We start from the raw sequence: 18,181 nt of genomic DNA on the forward strand, positions 1-18,181 counted from the left end.
TCAGGCCCACGACAAGCCCGCGAAGCTCGCTCAGCGAAAGGGCATCCAAACCATCGGGATCCGGCAGCGCCATGCCGCATGTTGAATCACGCCCGAGCCAAACCGCAAAACGCCACCGCCCGGTGATCTGCCCCAGTTACACAGGCCGGTGGCCCATTCGTCGGCGTCTGTGCACTAGCGCGTGGTTCCCGCGCTCCTGAACCCCTCGTCGGCGCGGCAACGCCCGGTGCCCGCCAAGAACTGACGCGTCGAGAGGATGTACCATGGACCAGCCGAAGCCGAGAGAACCGGCCAGGATTGCTCGATCCGGCGCGGGACGGCCGGGCTACGTCACGGTGAAGGGCGCACGCGAGCACAACCTGCGCGACGTCGACGTGGAGCTGCCGCGCGACGCCCTCGTGGTGTTCACCGGCATCTCCGGCTCCGGCAAGTCCTCACTCGCTTTCGGCACCCTCTATGCCGAGGCCCAGCGGCGCTACTTCGAGTCGGTCGCACCCTATGCGCGGCGGATGATCGACCAGGTCGGGGTGCCCGACGTCGACGCCATCGAGGGGCTGCCCCCCGCCGTCGCCCTGCAGCAGCAGCGCGGCACGCCCAGCGCCCGCTCCTCGGTCGGCAGCGTTACCACCCTGTCGAGCCTCGTGCGGATGATGTACTCGCGCGCCGGCACCTATCCGCCGGGCCAGCCGATGCTCTACGCGGAGGACTTCTCGCCCAACACGCCCCAGGGGGCCTGCCCGTCCTGCGGCGGGCTCGGACGGATCTACCGGGCGACGGAAGCCTCGATGGTGCCCGACCCTTCGCTGACGATCCGCGAGCGGGCCGTCGCTGCCTGGCCGCAGGCCTGGGGCGGGCAGAACCTGCGCGACATCCTGGTCAGCCGAGGCATCGACGTCGACACGCCCTGGAAGGATCTGCCGCGGGCCGTTCGCGACTGGATCCTGTTCACCGACGACCAGCCGCAGGAGCCAGTCTATGCCGGCCTCTCGCCGGAGCAGACACAGGCGGCCCGTCGGCGTCGCCTGGAGCCGAGCTACATGGGCACGTTCACGAGCGCCCGCCGCCACGTGCTCGGCACCTTCACCAACTCGCAGAGCGCCCTCATGCGCCGCCGCGCCGCGCGCTACCTCGTCAGCGAGGATTGCCCCGCCTGCCACGGCAAGCGCCTGAAGCCGGAGGCGCTCTCGGTCACCTTCGCCGGGCTGGACATCGGCGAGCTGTCGCGCATGACGCTCTCCGAGCTCGCCGAGGCGATGCGGCCGGCGGCCGAGGACAGGCTGCCCGACGACCGCCCCGCCAAGGATGCCGCCCAGGAGACCCTCGACCGCGAAGCCGCCCGACGGGATCGCGCCCGGCGCGCCGCTGCGGGCGCGTCGGCCCATGCGGGGGCGCCGGACGTGCGCGCGACGCCGAACCTCTCCATCGAGAAGCGCCTCGCCGCCCAGCGCCTCGCCGCCGACCTGGTCGATCGGATCGGGACGCTGGCGGAGCTGGGTCTCAGCTACCTGTCGCTGGATCGGGTCACCACGACCCTGTCCTCGGGCGAGCTGCAGCGCCTGCGCCTCGCCACCCAGCTCCGTTCGCAGCTCTTCGGCGTAGCCTACGTGCTCGACGAGCCCACGGCCGGGCTGCACCCCGCCGACGGCGACGCCATGCACGAAGCGCTGGCGGGCCTGCTCGCCGCGGGCAATTCGCTGTTCGTCGTCGAGCACGACATCGGCACGATGCGCCGCGCCGACTGGCTGGTCGATGTCGGCCCGGCGGCGGGCGAGCACGGCGGCACCGTGCTCTACAGCGGGCCGCCGGAAGGTCTTCGCGATGTGGAGGCGTCGCGCACGCGCCTGCACCTGTTCGGGTTGGTCAAGCCGCCGCGGCGTCCGCGGCGCGAGCCCTCGGGCTGGCTGCACCTGGAGGGGATCGTCCGCAACAACCTGCGCGGGGTCTCGGCCGCGTTCCCGCTCGGATGCCTCACCGCCGTGACCGGCATCTCCGGCTCCGGCAAGTCGAGCCTCGTGAGCCAAGCCCTGCTGGAACTCGTCGGCGACCGCCTCGGACGGCCCGTCGAGACCGACGACGAGCCGGAGGATCCCCTCGACGACGCGCCGGGCCCGACGGAAGGGCGCATCGTCGGCGGCCTGGAAGGGGTCCGGCGTTTGGTCCAGGTCGACCAGAAGCCGATCGGGCGCACGCCCCGCTCGAACCTCGCGACCTATACCGGCCTGTTCGACGCCGTCCGCAAGCTGTTCGCCGCCACCCCCGAGGCGCGGCGCCGCCGCTACGACGCCGGCCGCTTCTCCTTCAACGTCGCTAAGGGCCGCTGCTCGGCCTGCGAGGGCGAGGGGTTCGTCAGCGTCGAACTCCTGTTCATGCCGAGCGTCTACGCCCCCTGCCCGACCTGCCACGGTTCCCGCTATGCGCCCGCGACCCTGGAGGTGACGTGGAACGGGCTGACGATCGCGGACGTGCTCGGGCTCACCGTCGAGCGCGCCTGCGCTGCCTTCGCGGACGAGCCATCCGTGCTACGCCCGCTCACCGTGCTGCGCGATCTCGGCCTCGGCTACCTGCGCCTCGGCCAGCCGGCGACCGAACTTTCCGGCGGCGAGGCCCAGCGTATCAAGCTCGCCACCGAGCTGCAGCGGGGCCAGCGCGGCGGCACGCTCTACGTCCTCGACGAGCCGACGACCGGGCTGCACCCGACCGACGTGGATCGCCTGATGCTCCAGCTCAACGGCCTGGTCGATGCGGGCAACACGGTCGTCATGGTCGAGCACGACATGCGCGTCGTCGCGGGGGCCGATCACGTCATCGACGTGGGGCCCGGTGCCGGAAACCTGGGTGGCATTGTCGTCGCGGCCGGCCGTCCCGAAGTGGTCGCCCAGGCGCGGGCGAGTCGCACGGCATCCTATCTACGGGAAGAGCTCGAGGCCTACGAAGGCGGGGGCGCGGTCCCGCAGCGTCCCTGACGACCCGTCGTCGATGCCGATTCTGCGCTTGATCAGCGTCAAAGTCGGTGACGGCATCCAGAACGAGAGACCTCAGACCGACCCCGGAGACCGACGATGAAGATCCTGATGGTGCTGACCTCGCACGACCGGCTCGGCGACACCGGGCGCAAGACCGGCTTCTGGCTGGAGGAGTTGGCCGCGCCCTACTACGTGTTCAGGGATGCCGGTGCGGAGGTGGTGCTGGTCTCGCCCGCGGGCGGCCGCCCGCCGCTCGATCCCAAGAGCAGCGAGCCGGACGCCCAGACCGACCTGACCCGACGCTTCGAGGCGGACGGCGAAGCCAGCGCCGCCTTGTCGAACACAGGGCGCCTCGACGGCGTCACCCACGAGGGCTTCGACGCGGTGTTCTATCCCGGCGGGCATGGCCCCTTATGGGATCTGGCCGAGGACCCCGCCTCGATCCGGCTGATCGAGACGACGCTCCGGGCCGGCAAGCCGGTCGCCCTCGTCTGCCACGCCCCCGGCGTGCTGCGCCACGCCAAGGCGCCCGACGGCAATCCGCTCGTCGCGGGCAAGGCCGTCACCGGCTTCACGAACACCGAGGAGGAGGCCGTGGGCCTGACCGCCATCGTCCCCTTCCTCGTCGAGGACGAGCTCAAGCGGGCGGGCGGTGTGTTCTCCAAGGCCGGCGACTGGGAGCCGTACGTAGTCGGGGACGGGCTGCTGATCACCGGCCAGAACCCGGCCTCGTCAGGACCGACGGCCGAGCGCCTGAAGGCGTATCTCGACAAACGATGGACCGCTGGGGCAACCGACTTGTGAGGAGCTTTCGCCCCCTTTGCAAGTTCCAGAGAGTTCCGCTTGCCGGATGCTTCGGGAAAGCAGGGACCTACGGTCGGATGAGTCGCACACCTGCCTTGCCGGTTTCGAAACCTCTCGACGCTGAAGTCGAGGAGCTGGACACTTAAATCTAATTCCCTTTGGCAAGCATGAAAAAGTCCCGACGTCGATCCTAAAGGGACCTGACCGTGTTCTTGATCACCGAACGCCCAAGATGGGCCAAAGCCGTCGATTTTCTCGGCGCGAGCTGAGGTCCGTTTTCGTGGCATCACTGCTCAAAAGCAGCTAGACTGCTCTCCACCCCAAGCGGCCATTCGGCTACCGACCCTGATAAGACGTAGCGGCTCAACATCCGGCGAACCGAAAGGGGACGCGTTCTCACGTCTTCGTTTTGAGGCTGTCATGCTCGTGGTTGGCCGCCTCGATCGCCGCACCGTTGTCGAGTGCCCACGCGCAGACCGCCTCGAAGGGTTGACGCAGTGAATGGCCAAGCGGGGTGATCGCATACTCGACGCCGATGGGCGCGGTCGGTAGCACCGTCCGGGTCACCATGCCGTTGCGCTCCAGCCGCTTAAGTGCGTCCGCCAGCGCCTTGTGGGTGATGCCATCGAGCCGCCGCTTGATCACGTTGAATCGTGCCGGCCGCGGACAGAGCACCGTGAGGATCAGGATTGTCCACTTATCGGCGATCTTGTCCAGGACTGGGCGGACCCGTGCCATATCAGCGAGAGCGCACGCGGACAGGACATCGAGATCAGTATCATCGTCCATATCTAGGCTAACCTAAGTGCGTTCTTGATAGCAGATATATGCCGTGTATCTCATGTGCCGTTGCAGATGAAGGGATGCCGCGATGGCTCGCATGGTGGACAAGGTTGCGCTCGTGGTCGGCGGGGCGAAGGGCATCGGCCTCGCGGTCGCCGAGCGGCTGGCGGTCGAGGGCGCGTCGGTCGTCTTCACCGGGCGGCGCGCCGATGAGGTCGAGGCAGCAGCCGCGAGGATCGGGCGGGGTGCGCGTGGTCTTGTTGCGGACGCAGCCCTACAGGAGGATTTGCAGCGCGTCGTGGCGACGGTACGAGAAACGCATGGCCGGATCGACGCGCTGGTCCTCAACGCGGGCATTTCGGAACCTGCGACCCTGCGCGACGCGACGCCCGAGCATTTCGACCGGCACTTTGCGGTCAACGTCCGTGGGGCCGTCCTCGGGTTACAAGCGGCGCTGAGTGCGATGGAGCGGGGTGGGTCAGTCGTGCTAATGGGGTCGATCGCCGACACCGCAGGCATCACGCCCTACGGGACCTACTGCGCGACGAAGGCGGCGCTGCGCTCCTACGCGCGCACATGGACAGCGGAGCTGGCCCCGCAGGGCATCCGCGTGAACGTGGTGGCCCCCGGCCCGACTGACACCGCCATGATGGCGAGCGTACCTGAGGAACAGCGAGCTGCACTGATCGTACCGATCCCGCTGGGACGCATGGCGCGTCCTGAGGAGGTGGCGGCGGCCACGCTGTTCCTTCTGAGCGACGAGGCGAGCTTTGTCGCAGGAGCCGAACTGTGCGTTGACGGTGGGATGCGACAGATCTAGGCCCTCAATCGCAGTTTCAACCTGTCCGCTTCGGCCGGTTTGCATCTCCGAAGCGGACCGTCTCGACCTCAAGCCAATCGTAGAGCAGACCGGCGGGTCCCGACCCATACGAGCCGTGCAGAGAATTGTCCGGACATTCCGAAAGCGGTCGTTGTTGCCAGGTCGTTGGTCGATGAGGTGGGGCAATCGACACCGACGACACTCCACCTCAGCGCTACACCGAAATCCCGCGCTTACGTCGTCTGTCCACCGTCCACATTCAGGATGGCCCCGGTGACATGCCGGGCTGAAGGACTTGCCAGGAAGGTGACGGCGGCGGCGACGTCCTCTGGCGTTCCATACCGGCCGAGCGGACTGAGGCTACGCTGAAAGTCGGAGAACTCGCCGTTTGCCGGGTTCATGTCGGTATCGGTGGACCCGGGTTGGACCAGATTGACCGTGATGTCGCGCGATCCAAGTTCGCGCGCCAGGCCGCGCGTGAAGGAGTGCAGGGCGGATTTCGTCATGAAGTAGATCGCACCCGCGTCGCCGACGATGCGTTCGGCACCCGCGGAGCCGATCGTCACGATGCGCCCACCTGCGGGGAGATGAGGAATGGCGGCCTGCGCCGCGAGTAGGGGGCCCCGCACGTTGACGTCGAACAGGGCATCGATCGTCTCGACGCTGACCTCCGCAAACGTCGAGTAGAGCGCGATCCCAGCATTGTTGACGAGAATGTCCAAGCCCCCGAGCGCCTGGACGGCTTCCGCCACCGCCCGTTTGACCGCCGAAGGGTCTGCAAAATCCGCCTGGATGGCAGCCGCCCTGCGGCCCTTGCTTTCGATCGATTTTACCACTTCCGCGGCACGGTCTGCCGAACGCTCGTAGGTGATCGCCACGTCAGCGCCCTTCTCGGCGAGCGCGACCGCGATAGCAGCACCTATTCCGCGCGAGGCACCCGTGACGAGGGCACGCTTCCCAACCAGTTCCTGCATTGCCGGACCTTTCTGTATCGTTCGACACAGAAATGGCTAGGAGAGTTGGCGATTGGGGTCAAGGGATTTATATATCGAACGATGCAGAAACCGGATCAGAGACCAGAGCCCCCCGGAGCGCACCAGGTTCGAGGTCGTGGGCGCCCACGTGCGTTCGACCGTGAGGCGGCGCTTGCCCAGGCGACACGTCTGTTCTGGTGCAAAGGCTACGAAGCAACATCCATCACCGAACTTACGGAGGCGATGGGGATCGGATCGCCGAGCCTCTACGCCGCCTTTGGTTCGAAGGAAGCGCTCTATGCCGAGGCGCTAAGCCACTACGTCCACACCTACGAGGCGCTCGTATGGGGGCGGTTCCGGACGGCGAGGACGGCCCGTGAGGCCGTCGAGGCTTTTCTGAAGGACTCCGCAGCGGCCTTGACGGGCTCGGTCACCGACATTCCGCGCGGCTGCATGGTGACACTGTCCTCGGTCGGGAATGAGGGCCACGCCGAACTCGGCGATCTCGTGCGCTCGGCACGCGCCGGTACGCTGGGGAGCCTGCAGGCGTGCCTGGAGAGGGCTATGGGTGAGGGCGAGTTCCCGGTCTCCACCAACGTACGCGCTCTTTCCCGCTTCGTGCAGACCGTTCAGAACGGCATGTCGATCCTGGCCCGTGATGGCGCGAGCTGGGAAGAGTTGGACGCGGTCGCCGATATCGCGATGGCTGGCTGGGACGCTCGAATTGCCAAATCTATGGTCGACGACGTCTGATCTACTGGCCTCTTCCCGAAAGCAGACCGGTGACAATTCACCCATCCTGGCCGTAGAGCGGTCCGGCCGATATCGACCCAACTCGGTCGTCGAGCGGACGGGCGGGTCCCGGCCCAACCCGGCCGCCTGGATCGGCATGGGCGCTTCCCATAAGCGGTCATTGCTCGGCCGCCCGGCAACTTCGGCTAGGGGTGGTAAGCGGACCCTGGCTCTTCGTCCCGAAGCAGACATCTCGCGCGCGAACTGGTCCGTAGGCCCAGCAATGGCAGACAGCCTTGACGGGTCGATCAGGAGGAGCGTTCTACGGGTTTCGTCCGGGGCATGGATAGGCGGCCCGGAAGGCCTGTCGCATCGGCACGACGTAAAAAGCTGTCAGCTCGCTGGGATGCTGGATGACGTACAGCGAGAAGGCCGTCACAGCATCAATCAGTTTGACCTCGTTCGACGGACAGATGAAGTCATCTGCGATCTCCGTCGCAAGCATCGTCCGAACTGCTCCTAGACACTCGCCGAGATGCCGCATCGTATCTGCATCGTTCCGTGAGTAGCCTTTACGGGCAAATTTGATGAACTAGTTGCAACCGTAGATGATATCTTCAGTCTTGTCTCCGGCCGAGCAACCAAATGCTGGCGACGAGAGAGCCATCAAGACGCAGGCCAAAGACATGAAGTGGCCGATTTTCTCGAAGTGTCTCATGCATCAATACGCGCTTTGAGGGCGTGATCTTCATCGGGGTCGCAATTCGCGGGTTTACATTTTTGATCTTATGCGGTTAAGTTTTAATTAAGCAGCAGGGCTGGTCACGATGTATTGAAGAATAAGATGCTGGTTGGGATTTCTGACTATCCCTTAGCAAGGCTTTCATATCCAGCAGTCTAGTTGCTGCGCCGGACCTCCCTGGGCGCGGGATCGGATTGCATGCCACGTCGAGGCCGAATGGATTTTCGTCGTGTCCGAGCTGCTGGCTGGAGCGTCATCGCGCGTGGCCAAGCGTTCAAGGCCGACCATCGCGGCGGCGTCGCCGTCATCTTCAGTCTCACCGCCGTGGTGCTGCTCGGTCTCGCAGGCGGCGGTATCGATTTTGCCCGCCTCGCAAACCGGAAGGTTTAACTTCAGTCGGCGACCGACGCCGGCGTGATCTTGGGCGGTAACACCCTGAAGCTCGCCGCAGCGAACGGCGGCTCCGTCACAGCTGTCACCGAGCAGAAGATCCGCTCCGACGCCCAGCCCGTAAGCGGGACGCCTTTCTCCGTCCAGGTCAGCGTCGGTGCCGATGGCACCAGCGTCTCCGCGCAAACCCAGGAAACGGTGACGCTGATCTTCGGCAAGTTCCTCGGCAAACCGACCGCCACAATCAGCGTTCATGCGCAGGCGTCCGTCGTGGGTAAGACGCGACTTTGCGTCCTGGCACTCGACCCAAGTTCGGCCGGCACGTTAACGGTTCAGGACCACGCATCGATGACTGCATCGACGTGCTCGGTCTACTCGGACTCGACGAGCGCAAGCGGCGTCACGCTCCAGAACCAAGCCACCATCTTGGCGACCAGCATCTGCTCGGCGGGTGGGAGTTCCGTGAGCACCACGATCCCGCCCCTTCCAGGGCCCAAATCCGGTTGCCCCAGCTTGGTGGACCCCTTGGCTGGGCGAGCACCGCCGCCGTCCTCCAGCTGCACGTACACGAACACGGTCGTGACCACCTCGCAGACGCTCTATCCGGGCACGTACTGCAACGGATTGAAGGTCACGAAGGGGGCAGTGGCCACGCTGGCGCAGGGCATCTACGTCATCGACACGGGTCCCCTCACCGTTGATGGCAACGCCACGCTGACCGGATCGTATGTCGGCATCTACCTCAAGAGCCAGCAGACGACGCTCAACTTCACACCCCAGAGCATCATCAACCTGACGGCTCCGAAGGACGGTGCGATGTCAGGCCTCCTCATCTACGAGGATCCCACCGCTCCGTTGTTGCGCGAGCACAAGATCTCCAGCGGCAATGCCCGCCAGCTGCTCGGCACGATCTACATGCCGCGTGGAAAGCTGACCGTGGACTCCGCCGGTATCATAGCCGACCTGTCATCCTATACGGTGATCGTATCGCGCCAGCTCAAGGTCGCCAGCAGTGCCAATCTCACGATGAACGCCATGTACTCGGCCAGCGATGTTCCGGTTCCGAGTGGCGTAGGCAACATCGGCGGACGCCTGCTTTTGACCCAGTGATCGCAGCACCGTCCTCGAAGCAAGGTCTGCGGCGGGTGCCGTTCTTCATCTGCTTCGGCGCCTGAATGCAGATTTGGTCCTAGGTCGACCACAGTCCGCTGCCCGGGCGGGCTAATTGGCACACTCAGCGATGCCGTTCGACGCGAAGCGCTCGAGCCGTGGTCCGGGCTTATCAGTCTCACCCTCCAATCGAGCCAAGCGGGCGTTGATAGCCTCGATCCACTCCGCATTGGTACACGTGATCAGGAGGGGTTCGAGCACGGCTGCGAGATCGCGAGCGAGCGCGTCCCGGCTCATGCCGCTCAATTCGCCACCGCCCTCCTCAAAGGCTGTGGCGACACTCTCCGCTATAGCGAGCGCCTGATCCGCTCCAGCGGCGTGCCCTATCTCGCCACTCTCTTGAGACCGTGTCGTCTCCATCAGTTCACCCTAAAACACTGCTTTCCGTCGATCGCTTCATGAACCACGACGGCCCCCAAACCGTTGCAGGGCGAATTCTGCCTCCGTCGCAGAGGGGGCTACAGAAATACCTGGGACGGTGCGTCCGTGCCATGCAGAACGGCCGCTCACAAAAGAGCGCCAACGGCTCCAGATTACATCCTAAATGACACCGAGCTTTTTATGAAATGCGATGATCGTGAACAATCTTCCCGTGCCAAGGTTCTATCTACGCTAAGCCCTAATTTGGGTAAATCTCGTGCATCTTATTCATGTGTTCTTGATGACCCTCGCACTGGCCGCTGCGACCCCTGCCTTGGCCTAGAATACGACGACCAATCCTGGATCGAACAATGCGGGAATGGCTAACCCGCCCACCAGATCCGACCACGACGACCATCATGATTACGGCTGGATCGGTCTCCTTGGGCTTGCCGGCCTCGCTGGCCTCGCCGGCCTGCTGCGCCGCAATCATCGGGTCGTTCCGGGCACAACCAACAACGTTTCGGGCACCGGCACTGGCCGCCTCTACGCCACTAATCTGTCGATGAAATCTTCCCAGTGTTGCGCTCATCCAAGGGTCGTGACACTGGAAGGATGGGTTAGGACAGTTCGTTACTGGAACAGGCGTAGGATCGAGCCAGGTTTTCCCTTGTATGAACCACCTGCACGAAACGGTCCGTCGCCTTGTCAGCCTTGCAGGTTCCTATCGCCCCGGCGCCATCATCGAAGCTGAGCAGGTGGTCGACACCTACCTTGCATCCTTCCATGGCTATCGCGCGCGTAGAGCTGCCATGGACCTCTTAAGGGATCAACTCGCCTGCCCTAACTGCCGATCTCACAACCGCGGTGGTTTGTTCGAGCAAGTCGAGTTTCACCTGCAGCGTACGCTCCAGGAGATGGTGCGTCTATTCCAGTAGGGTTGCTCGAAAAGCGCACCACGAAGCTCGGACTGAATGCCGAGAACACGGCCTTTGCGCGGCTACGCTCTCGCCGTCGGGCGGTGTTGACCCTCGCTCGCGCGGTTCGACGTTGTCGTCACCGGCGGGCGTCTTTTTGCCGGAAAGCCACCGGCCGTCCTGCTGGCGAGTCGATCAGAGTTGAGCGAGCTGCGGAAGTTCCTTGCTCCCGCAGCTTGATAGTAGGGTCTAAAACACACACGAGCGGTCTATCTGCAAACGAACGTGATCCTTGTTCGCGAACGCCTCCAGCTTGCTTTGGCGGCATGCGATACGATCGTCATCAGGATAGGCAACCATCCTCGCAGGGTCCGAGTTTAAGGTAAGTATTGTAGGAGGATTTAATGTCGTCAGATACCCTTGCCGCCAACTTTGGTTCTCTCAAAGGAGCGCAGTCGGCGCGTGAGCGTTTGGCAAGCGCAGGCTTTGGTCGTAACAGTATCGATATTGTTCAGCATGGTGATGAGTTCGAAGTATCAGTCCGCGCACGTCCAAAGAATCGTTCCAGAGCACGTGCAGCATTGAATAACAAGACTATGAGTCATCTGGCGGACCGCAATGGCCTACTTAGTTTTATTGAGGGAAATATGAAAGTTTCTCTTGGGGTAGCCGTACTTGCCGGAATGGCACTTCATCACTTGACGCGTGATTGAAAGCACAACAACTTGGGCAGGCATTGACCTAGTGTGACACAAACTTCATCGGCCCGCATTAAATGAACACAGGCCGGCTGCCCGCCGTTATCAATCCTCGCGCCATCGAGCAGCCTGCGTGTGGACGTGCCCGCCTTCCACAAAGGGTCGATAGCAACCTGAACGATCTGTCGGATATCCGACCTTTTTGTGGGCATCAGGTATGGATCCACCTTGGCTCGCCGTTATTGCAGAGCGGAGAGCAGGGGTCGATCCAGGGCGCTCCCGACAAGGTCTGCTTCTTGGTACTCAGCAAAACAGCCCTCACGACGCGACCGGGTGGAGCGCGACCCACAGGTTTTTGATCGCGCCAAGCTTCACCGGCCCAGAGTTCTGGCTGCTTCGATCCGTTCAAACATACTGGATCCTGCTCGGAACGTTCGTGCATCCATCGCAGGAGGGGGGCCCTATCACCACGTGCGTCCGAGACAGTCTCAGAACTTGCGTATGACGGGGCTCGCCTCGGGGGTCCCATCCTTGTCCTGGTAGATCGGTACCGTGACCCGCAGCCAGCCGCGCGTCTCAAGGCCGGCGTAGTTGCGCTGGACCACGTCCCGCGTGACGTAGGCCTGCAGGTTCACCGGCCCGAAATTGTAACCGACGAGTGCGCCGACGGCGAACTGGCCTTGACGGGCGTAGGCGGGATTGCCGGTCGGTAGGTCGGTCGACCCGAAGGCCACCGGCCCGACCTCCCACTTGCCGAAATGCTTCGTGGCGGTGAGGTCGAGATTGAGGAAGTCCGGGTAGAACGTGCCAGTGGGAGACCGCGTGTCGAAGAAGGTGCCGTAGAGGAAGTTGCCCGTCAGGTTCCACCCGTCGCCATTGTAGGTGATGGCGAACCGTTGGTGCAGGACCGGGTTCTGGATGACGATCTTGGTGTCGCTCGGGAGGTACGCGCCGAGCAGGTAGCTGAAGTTGAGGTTGTTGCCGAGCTTCCAGGCGACCTGGGCGGCAAGCAGCGTTTGCCCGAACCCGCTCTGGTAGGCCGAACCCCGCGTGCTCGATGCCGTGATGGGCTGGAGCACGACGAACTGCAGCCGCCCGCCGACCACCTCGGCCGGTGTCGCCCAGATGAAGGATGGCAGGTTGATGTTCGAGTCGGTACCGCGCGGGGTGATGTCGCGCGAGCCGAAACTCGACGTGTCGATAAAGTAAAGGCCGACGGGCAACGGCGCGCCGGGAGCCTGCCCCACGGTCTGTCCAGGTTGCGCCGAAGAGCCTGCCATCGCGGAGATGCCGGCCAACCCGTAGGTGAGCGAGGCGGCGATGGCAGCGATATGGGTCGCCCAGATAAGCCTAGCTGTCGTCATTCTGCAGTCCAAACCTCGCCGTCTTTGGATCAGCCTTTATTGCATGCCACCGCCGACTAAGCGGCCTTCCCGTGCGTAGAATGCAGAGTTGCGACGCGAGCGTAGCCATCCGGCAACAACCGATGCAGCGAAGGCTCGCTTTCTCGGGTGCTTCAACTGCAGGCGATGGAAAGGCTCGTCGAAGCCGCTCCCGACCGGCAGATTTCGCTGAACGACCCGGACGCGCGGGTGATGGCTACGAGCGGCAAAGGGATCCGCCCGCTCATGTCGTCGTCCTCTCGGTCGACGATCCTTCGACAGGCTCAGGATGAGGAGAGCCAGATCCAGGCGCTCGCCCGCACGCAGGCCCCATTGCCGATGAAGCCGGGCCACCCGACGACGCGCACCCACAAATACAAGCGACACGGGACGACGACCCTGTTTGCCGCTCTGGACGTGCTGGAGGGCAAGGTGATCGGCCGCTGAGCGGACAGCCATGTACAAACAGGGGCCGTAGCGCTTGGAACCTTGGGCTTACGGTGCCGTCGCCAGCGATAAAGGGGCCGGGTCCGAAAGAGTCATGTCCCGCTCAGCCTCACGTTCGCCTTCGTCACCTGCCAGTGTCCTGACACGGTCGACGCCGCGCACCCGATGCATCGGTGCGGAACGGTCGTCTGCCAGCTCCTGCATAGCCGAGCCCGTCTGACCGCATGTCGCTGCGTCCCACTTCTCCCTACCCCGCCTTCCTCTCGGGCGGCGGGCACATGGGTGCGCGGATGCGGGCTCATGATTGGTCCGCCTCGCCGCTGGGCTGGCCCGAGGCATGGCCGCAGTGGCTGCGCTCAGCCGTGAGCCTGATGCTGGGTTCCAAGTTTCCGATGTTCGTGGCCTCGGGCCCTAATTTCGGCTTCCTTTACAACGACGCCTACTCCGCGATCCTGGGCGACAAGCATCCGGCCGCCCTCGGACAACGCTTTCAGGACATCTGGTCCGAGATTTGGTCGGATCTCCTGCCGCTGGTCGACGCCGCCATGGCGGGCGAGGCGACCTGGGCGGAGAACCTGCCACTCACGATGAGGATGCGCGGCTACGATGAGGTGGCCTACTTCACCTTCTCGTACTCGCCCGTTCGGGACGAAGCCGGCGCGGTCGGGGCGATGTGCTGCATCTGCACGGAGACGACCGCGAAGGTCCGGGCCGAGGAGGCCCTTCGCGCCAGCGAGGCGCGGGCCTCCGGCGTGCTGGAGGGCATGACCGAGGGGTTCGTACTCCTCGACCACGATTTCATGATCCTGCAGATCAACGCGGAGGGCCTACGCCTTGAGGGACGTCCGGCGAGCGAGATCGTGGGCCGACCGCACTGGGACGCCTATCCGGGCTCGGAGAAGCTGCCCATCGGGCAGCTCTACAAGCGGGTGATGCGGGACCGGATCCCGGAGATGCTGGAGCACCGTTACGTCTGGCCGGACGGCCATGACGCCTGGCTGGAGGTACGAGCCTATCCCTCGCTCGATGGCATGGCGATCTTCTACCGGGACGTGAGCGAGCGGCGAAATCGCGAGGAAGCGTTGAGCGAGGCCGAGGTGCGCCTGCGCCAGGCCCAGGAGGCCGGTGGCGTCGGCCTGTTTACGGTCGATGTCGGTGATAACACGCTGCGGCCATCACCAGAATTTTGTCGTCTCTACGGCCTTCCGGTGCGTGACAGCTATCCATCGCGGGCCTTCGAGGAGTTGGTCATCCCCGAGGATGCCCATCTCGTCTCGACGGCGGAGACCCGGTCGAGTGGCGCGCCGCCCCGTGACGTCGCCTACCGGATCCGACGCGCGGACACGGGCGAGTTGCGCTGGATCGCGCGTAAGGGTGAGATCGAGACCGACGGGCAAGGACGGCCTCTACGCTTCTCCGGCGCATCGCGCGACATCTCCGAGCAGCGGGCGGCCCAGGAAGCCTTGCGCGAGAGCGAGGACCACTTCCGGCACACGGTCGAGCTGAACCCGCAAGTGCCCTGGACGGCCGACCCGCAGGGCAACATCACCTCCTACTCGAAGCGATGGCTCGACCTCACCGGCCAAGCCCCTGGCGAGCCGGACGGTGCGGGCTGGATCAAGGCCCTTCACCCCGACGACGTGCCGCCCACCCTCGAGGTGTTCGGGGCCGCGCTTGCCTCGGGCGAGCCGGTGGACGTGGATTACCGCATCAACGTCGGCGGACGCGGCGAATACCGCTGGATGCGGGCCCGGGCCTATCCGCGCCACGACGCGGACGGAGCGGTCATCCGCTGGTACGGCGTCGTGGAGGACATCCACGGCCGCCGGCTCGCCGAAGAACGTCTACGGGCGAGCGAGGACCAGTTCCGCGTCATGGCCCAGGCCGTCCCCAACCAGGTTTGGGCAGCGCGTCCGGACGGTCATCTCTACTGGTTCAACCAGCAGGTCTACGCCTACAGCGGCGCCGAGCCCGGCACCCTGGACGGCATGGCCGAGTGGACCCGCATCATCCACCCGGACGACTTGGCCACGGCGGGCGAGGCCTGGTCCCGTTCGCTCGCGGCGTGCAAGGTTTACGAGACCGAGTTCCGCATCCGGCGTGTGGACGGCACGTACCGCTGGTTCCTGGTGCGCGCCGAACCGGTCCGTTCCACGGACGGGACCATCGCTCGCTGGGTCGGAACCAACACCGACATCGACGAGCGCCGCCGCCACGCCGAGGAACTGGCGACCCTGAACGCCACCCTTGAGGCGCGGGTGGCGGATCGAACAAAGGAGTTGATGGCGACGGAGGAGGCGCTCAGGCAATCGCAGAAGATGGAGGCGGTCGGACAACTGACCGGCGGCCTGGCCCACGACTTCAACAACCTGCTGGCCGGCATCTCAGGCAGCCTGGAGCTTCTCCAGACCCGGATGGCCCAGGGGCGCCTGACCGATCTCGACCGCTACATCAACGCCGCGCAGGGCGCCTCGAAGCGGGCAGCGGCCCTGACCCACAGGCTCCTCGCCTTCTCGCGACGCCAGACCCTCGACCCCAAGCCCACCAACGTGAACGGTCTCGTCGCCGGCATGGAGGACCTTGTCCGGCGCACCGTCGGCCCGGCCATCCACGTCGAGGTGGTTGGCGCGGCGGGGCTATGGCCGGCGCTGGTTGACCCGCCCCAGCTTGAGAATGCCCTGCTCAACCTCTGCATCAACGCCCGTGATGCGATGCCTGACGGTGGCCGCATCACTGGAGGCCGGCAAAGGGTTCGTGACGCCGTTCAATCACTTCGGCAGCAAGGGCGCGATCATGCAGGCACTCTCGGGCCGGGTGATCGACCGCATGGAAGCCCGTTTCCGAGCGGAGGTGCCCGCTGGCGACGCCATCGACCGGACCCTGGCGATGGGCCGGACCGCGGCCGCCTGCCTTCTCGAACGTCCGGTGGTCTACAAGGCCGTTGTGGGCTCCCTCGGCACGGCCGGCCCGACATCAGGCGGGGTGCGGCCTCGTTCGCGTGCCCTCTGGGAACTCGCGCTCGGCGACTTGGCGGGGATTTCCGAGGATCTTCGCGGGCGGGCGCGGGCCATCCTGGCCGACCAGATCGCTTTCACGTTCCGCGGCTGCCTGTCGTTTTGGATCGCGGGCGAGATTGCGGATGAAGGGCTATCAGCCGCCGTGGAGACGGCCACCGCGACCGCGCTCCTGGGTTTCGCCGCCCCTGGCCGTCGGGAGCGCGTCCTTGCGGCCATGACGCTCGACGCGACCCTGGGCGCTCCTGTGGGCAGCCCTGAATGACCGCAGCCGATGGAACGGGTGATCCTGCACCGCCGTGTCACAGTCCGGTCTAGGTCGTGAACTCATAACGTCTGGCACGGTTTGGCCGTGGCATCGTTGGTTCTCCGAATGGAGGACCGAGGATGGCGCGGTTTGACCTGACGGATGAAGAGTGGGCGGTGATCGAGCCGGTCCTGCCGACGGACGTGCGCGGCAAGGATCGGGTGGACGACCGACGGGTGCTGAACGGGATCTTCTGGCGGCTGCGCACGGGCGCACCGTGGGCCGACATCCCGGCGCGTTACGGGCCCTACACGACCTGCGGCAACCGCTTCCGGCGCTGGCGCAAGCGCGGCATTTGGGATCGGCTTCTGGCTGCCGTGTCGAAGGCTTACGAGGGCGATCTACAGATGATCGACGCCACCAGCGTGCGGGTTCACCAGCACGCAGCCTGCGCCAAAAAAAAGACGGCGGATCCGGTGGCATGGGTCGCTCACGGGGCGGCCTGACCAGCAAGATCCACGCGCTGGTGGATGCCGAGGGCCGTCCCCTCGCGTTGAAGATCACGCCCGGTCAGGCGCATGACGGGCGCTCGGCGACCGACATGCTGGGCGGGTTGGGTGAAGGCCAGGTCCTGCTGGGTGACCGGGCCTATGACAGCGATGCGCTGCGAGCCCGGATGTCCGAGCAGGGTGCTTGGGCGAACGTGAGGCCAATGCCCAACCGCAAACAGGTGTATGGTCCCGGGATGAGGTGTGACGGGTCGATCCTGAAGCGATTGGGCTCTTTCGTCCAGGCGTTCAGGATGAACTCGGTGGGTGTCAGGCCCCGCAGGGTCTTGAGCCGACGAGCGTGATTGTAGGCATCGACGAACAGGTGCAGATGCGTTCGAAGCTGGTCGTGGCTGTCGTAGTGGTAGCGCTTGACCGTCGCATCCTTGATGGTGCGGTTCATCCGCTCGACCTGCCCGTTGGTCCAAGGATGGTTTACCTTGGTCAGCCGATGCTCGATGTTGTGCTCGTCGCAGACGCGGTCGAAGATGTGCTTACTATCGTAGATGTCCTGTCGACGTGATGTGAACTGAACGCCGTTATCTGTGAGCACGGTGTGGATGCGGTAAGGCACCGCCTCAATGAAGTCGCGCAGAAACTGGGCGGCCTCCATCTTGCCGGCGCTCTCCACGAGCCGCACGAAGGCAAATTTGCTGGTTCGATCGATGGCTACGAACAGCCTGAGCTTACCTTCGGCCGTGCTCACCTCGGCGATGTCGATGTGGACGTAGCCAATGGCGTAGGTCGCAAAGCGCTGCTTCTTGGGTTTGTCGCCTTCGATCTCGGGTAGTCGGCTGATGCAGTGCCGTTCCAGGCAGCGATGCAGCGAGGATCGCGTCAGGTGCGGGATCGTCGGCTGCAAGCCATAGAGGCAGTCGTCAAGCGGCAGCAGGGTATGCCGGCGGAAGGCGACAATGATCGCTTCCTCCTCGACGGTGAGCACGGTGGAGCGCGGTTCCTTGGGGCCCATCCGGGCATCCGCTGTGCTCGTCCGTTTGCGCCACTTCTGCACCGTCGTCGGGCTGACGCCGTAGCGCTTGGCCAGCGCTCTTACGCTCTCTTCACGTAGCTGGATCGCGCGACGGACTGCCTCGGTCGTGGTGGCGCTTCCATGAAGAACCTGGCCCATAGCGCATCCCTCGCAGCATGGTGGTCAACCGTACCACCACACCGCGGGATCAAACACCTAG

At 64.8% G+C, this 18,181-nt stretch carries 14 protein-coding genes and 3 pseudogenes; 12 read left to right on the top strand and 5 right to left on the bottom strand.

Annotation, left to right across the window (positions count from 1 at the left end; translation table 11 throughout):
* The first annotated feature begins 263 nt into the window (after positions 1-263).
* Positions 264-2,963, top strand: a complete 2,700-nt coding sequence (locus tag MKK68_RS26295; RefSeq protein ID WP_244033421.1) for an excinuclease ABC subunit UvrA — start codon at positions 264-266, stop codon at positions 2,961-2,963.
* A 96-nt stretch (positions 2,964-3,059) separates the two neighbouring features.
* On the top strand, positions 3,060-3,767 hold the full coding sequence (locus MKK68_RS26300) for a type 1 glutamine amidotransferase domain-containing protein (RefSeq protein ID WP_243947505.1): 708 nt from the start codon (positions 3,060-3,062) through the stop codon (positions 3,765-3,767).
* A 396-nt stretch (positions 3,768-4,163) separates the two neighbouring features.
* Here MKK68_RS26300 and MKK68_RS26305 read toward each other — a convergent pair whose 3' ends face one another.
* Positions 4,164-4,556 (bottom strand): winged helix-turn-helix transcriptional regulator, encoded by a 393-nt coding sequence (locus tag MKK68_RS26305; RefSeq protein WP_244033422.1) that lies wholly within the window; start codon positions 4,554-4,556, stop codon positions 4,164-4,166.
* An 82-nt stretch (positions 4,557-4,638) separates the two neighbouring features.
* Here MKK68_RS26305 and MKK68_RS26310 point away from each other — a divergent pair, with 82 nt between their 5' ends.
* Positions 4,639-5,370: an SDR family NAD(P)-dependent oxidoreductase gene (locus MKK68_RS26310; protein WP_244033423.1), complete on the top strand. Its 732-nt coding sequence runs from the start codon at positions 4,639-4,641 to the stop codon at positions 5,368-5,370.
* A gap of 233 nt (positions 5,371-5,603) precedes the next feature.
* On the opposite strand, the gene MKK68_RS26315 is transcribed toward MKK68_RS26310, so the two are convergent.
* Positions 5,604-6,344 (bottom strand): SDR family NAD(P)-dependent oxidoreductase, encoded by a 741-nt coding sequence (locus MKK68_RS26315; protein ID WP_147727949.1) that lies wholly within the window; start codon positions 6,342-6,344, stop codon positions 5,604-5,606.
* 81 nt (positions 6,345-6,425) lie between these two features.
* Here MKK68_RS26315 and MKK68_RS26320 point away from each other — a divergent pair, with 81 nt between their 5' ends.
* Complete coding sequence (locus MKK68_RS26320; protein ID WP_244033424.1) at positions 6,426-7,097, top strand: TetR/AcrR family transcriptional regulator; 672 nt, start codon at positions 6,426-6,428, stop codon at positions 7,095-7,097.
* Positions 7,098-7,398: 301 nt separating this feature from the next.
* On the opposite strand, the gene MKK68_RS26325 is transcribed toward MKK68_RS26320, so the two are convergent.
* Positions 7,399-7,581 carry a hypothetical protein gene (locus MKK68_RS26325; protein ID WP_244033425.1) on the bottom strand — a complete coding sequence of 61 codons (183 nt, stop codon included), beginning with the start codon at positions 7,579-7,581 and terminating at the stop codon, positions 7,399-7,401.
* Positions 7,582-8,034: 453 nt separating this feature from the next.
* On the opposite strand from MKK68_RS26325, the gene MKK68_RS26330 reads away from it, so the two are divergent.
* The 5 genes and pseudogenes from MKK68_RS26330 (at position 8,035) to MKK68_RS26345 (ending at position 11,368) form a co-directional block, all read left to right on the top strand.
* On the top strand, positions 8,035-8,208 hold the full coding sequence (locus MKK68_RS26330; protein ID WP_244033426.1) for a TadE/TadG family type IV pilus assembly protein: 174 nt from the start codon (positions 8,035-8,037) through the stop codon (positions 8,206-8,208).
* Between the two features lie 30 nt (positions 8,209-8,238).
* Positions 8,239-9,318: a hypothetical protein gene (locus tag MKK68_RS26335; protein ID WP_244033427.1), complete on the top strand. Its 1,080-nt coding sequence runs from the start codon at positions 8,239-8,241 to the stop codon at positions 9,316-9,318.
* A gap of 781 nt (positions 9,319-10,099) precedes the next feature.
* Positions 10,100-10,492, top strand: a pseudogene (locus MKK68_RS29820) (WGxxGxxG family protein); the annotation flags it as partial.
* Positions 10,413-10,676: a hypothetical protein gene (locus MKK68_RS26340; protein WP_243938240.1), complete on the top strand. Its 264-nt coding sequence runs from the start codon at positions 10,413-10,415 to the stop codon at positions 10,674-10,676. The pseudogene MKK68_RS29820 and the gene MKK68_RS26340, both read left to right, overlap by 80 nt.
* A gap of 383 nt (positions 10,677-11,059) precedes the next feature.
* The gene (locus MKK68_RS26345; protein ID WP_243938238.1) at positions 11,060-11,368 is read left to right on the top strand and encodes a hypothetical protein; all 309 of its coding nucleotides are present in this window, start codon (positions 11,060-11,062) and stop codon (positions 11,366-11,368) included.
* A gap of 473 nt (positions 11,369-11,841) precedes the next feature.
* On the opposite strand, the gene MKK68_RS26350 is transcribed toward MKK68_RS26345, so the two are convergent.
* Complete coding sequence (locus MKK68_RS26350) at positions 11,842-12,717, bottom strand: transporter (protein ID WP_147841138.1); 876 nt, start codon at positions 12,715-12,717, stop codon at positions 11,842-11,844.
* Positions 12,718-13,023: 306 nt separating this feature from the next.
* Here MKK68_RS26350 and MKK68_RS26355 point away from each other — a divergent pair.
* The 3 genes and pseudogenes from MKK68_RS26355 to MKK68_RS26365 all read left to right on the top strand — a co-directional run.
* Positions 13,024-13,179, top strand: a pseudogene (locus MKK68_RS26355) (IS630 family transposase); the annotation flags it as partial.
* Between the two features lie 227 nt (positions 13,180-13,406).
* Positions 13,407-16,325, top strand: coding sequence for a PAS domain S-box protein (locus MKK68_RS26360; RefSeq protein ID WP_244033428.1), 2,919 nt, complete (start codon positions 13,407-13,409; stop codon positions 16,323-16,325).
* Between the two features lie 258 nt (positions 16,326-16,583).
* A pseudogene (locus tag MKK68_RS26365) lies at positions 16,584-17,170 on the top strand (IS5 family transposase); the annotation flags it as partial.
* Here the strand turns inward: MKK68_RS26365 and MKK68_RS26370 are convergent.
* Positions 17,092-18,120: an IS481 family transposase gene (locus MKK68_RS26370; RefSeq protein ID WP_244033429.1), complete on the bottom strand. Its 1,029-nt coding sequence runs from the start codon at positions 18,118-18,120 to the stop codon at positions 17,092-17,094. The pseudogene MKK68_RS26365 and the gene MKK68_RS26370 sit on opposite strands and share 79 nt — an antisense overlap.
* Positions 18,121-18,181 lie beyond the last annotated feature (61 nt).

This window comes from Methylobacterium sp. E-016, assembly GCF_022829745.1.
Lineage (GTDB): Bacteria > Pseudomonadota > Alphaproteobacteria > Rhizobiales > Beijerinckiaceae > Methylobacterium.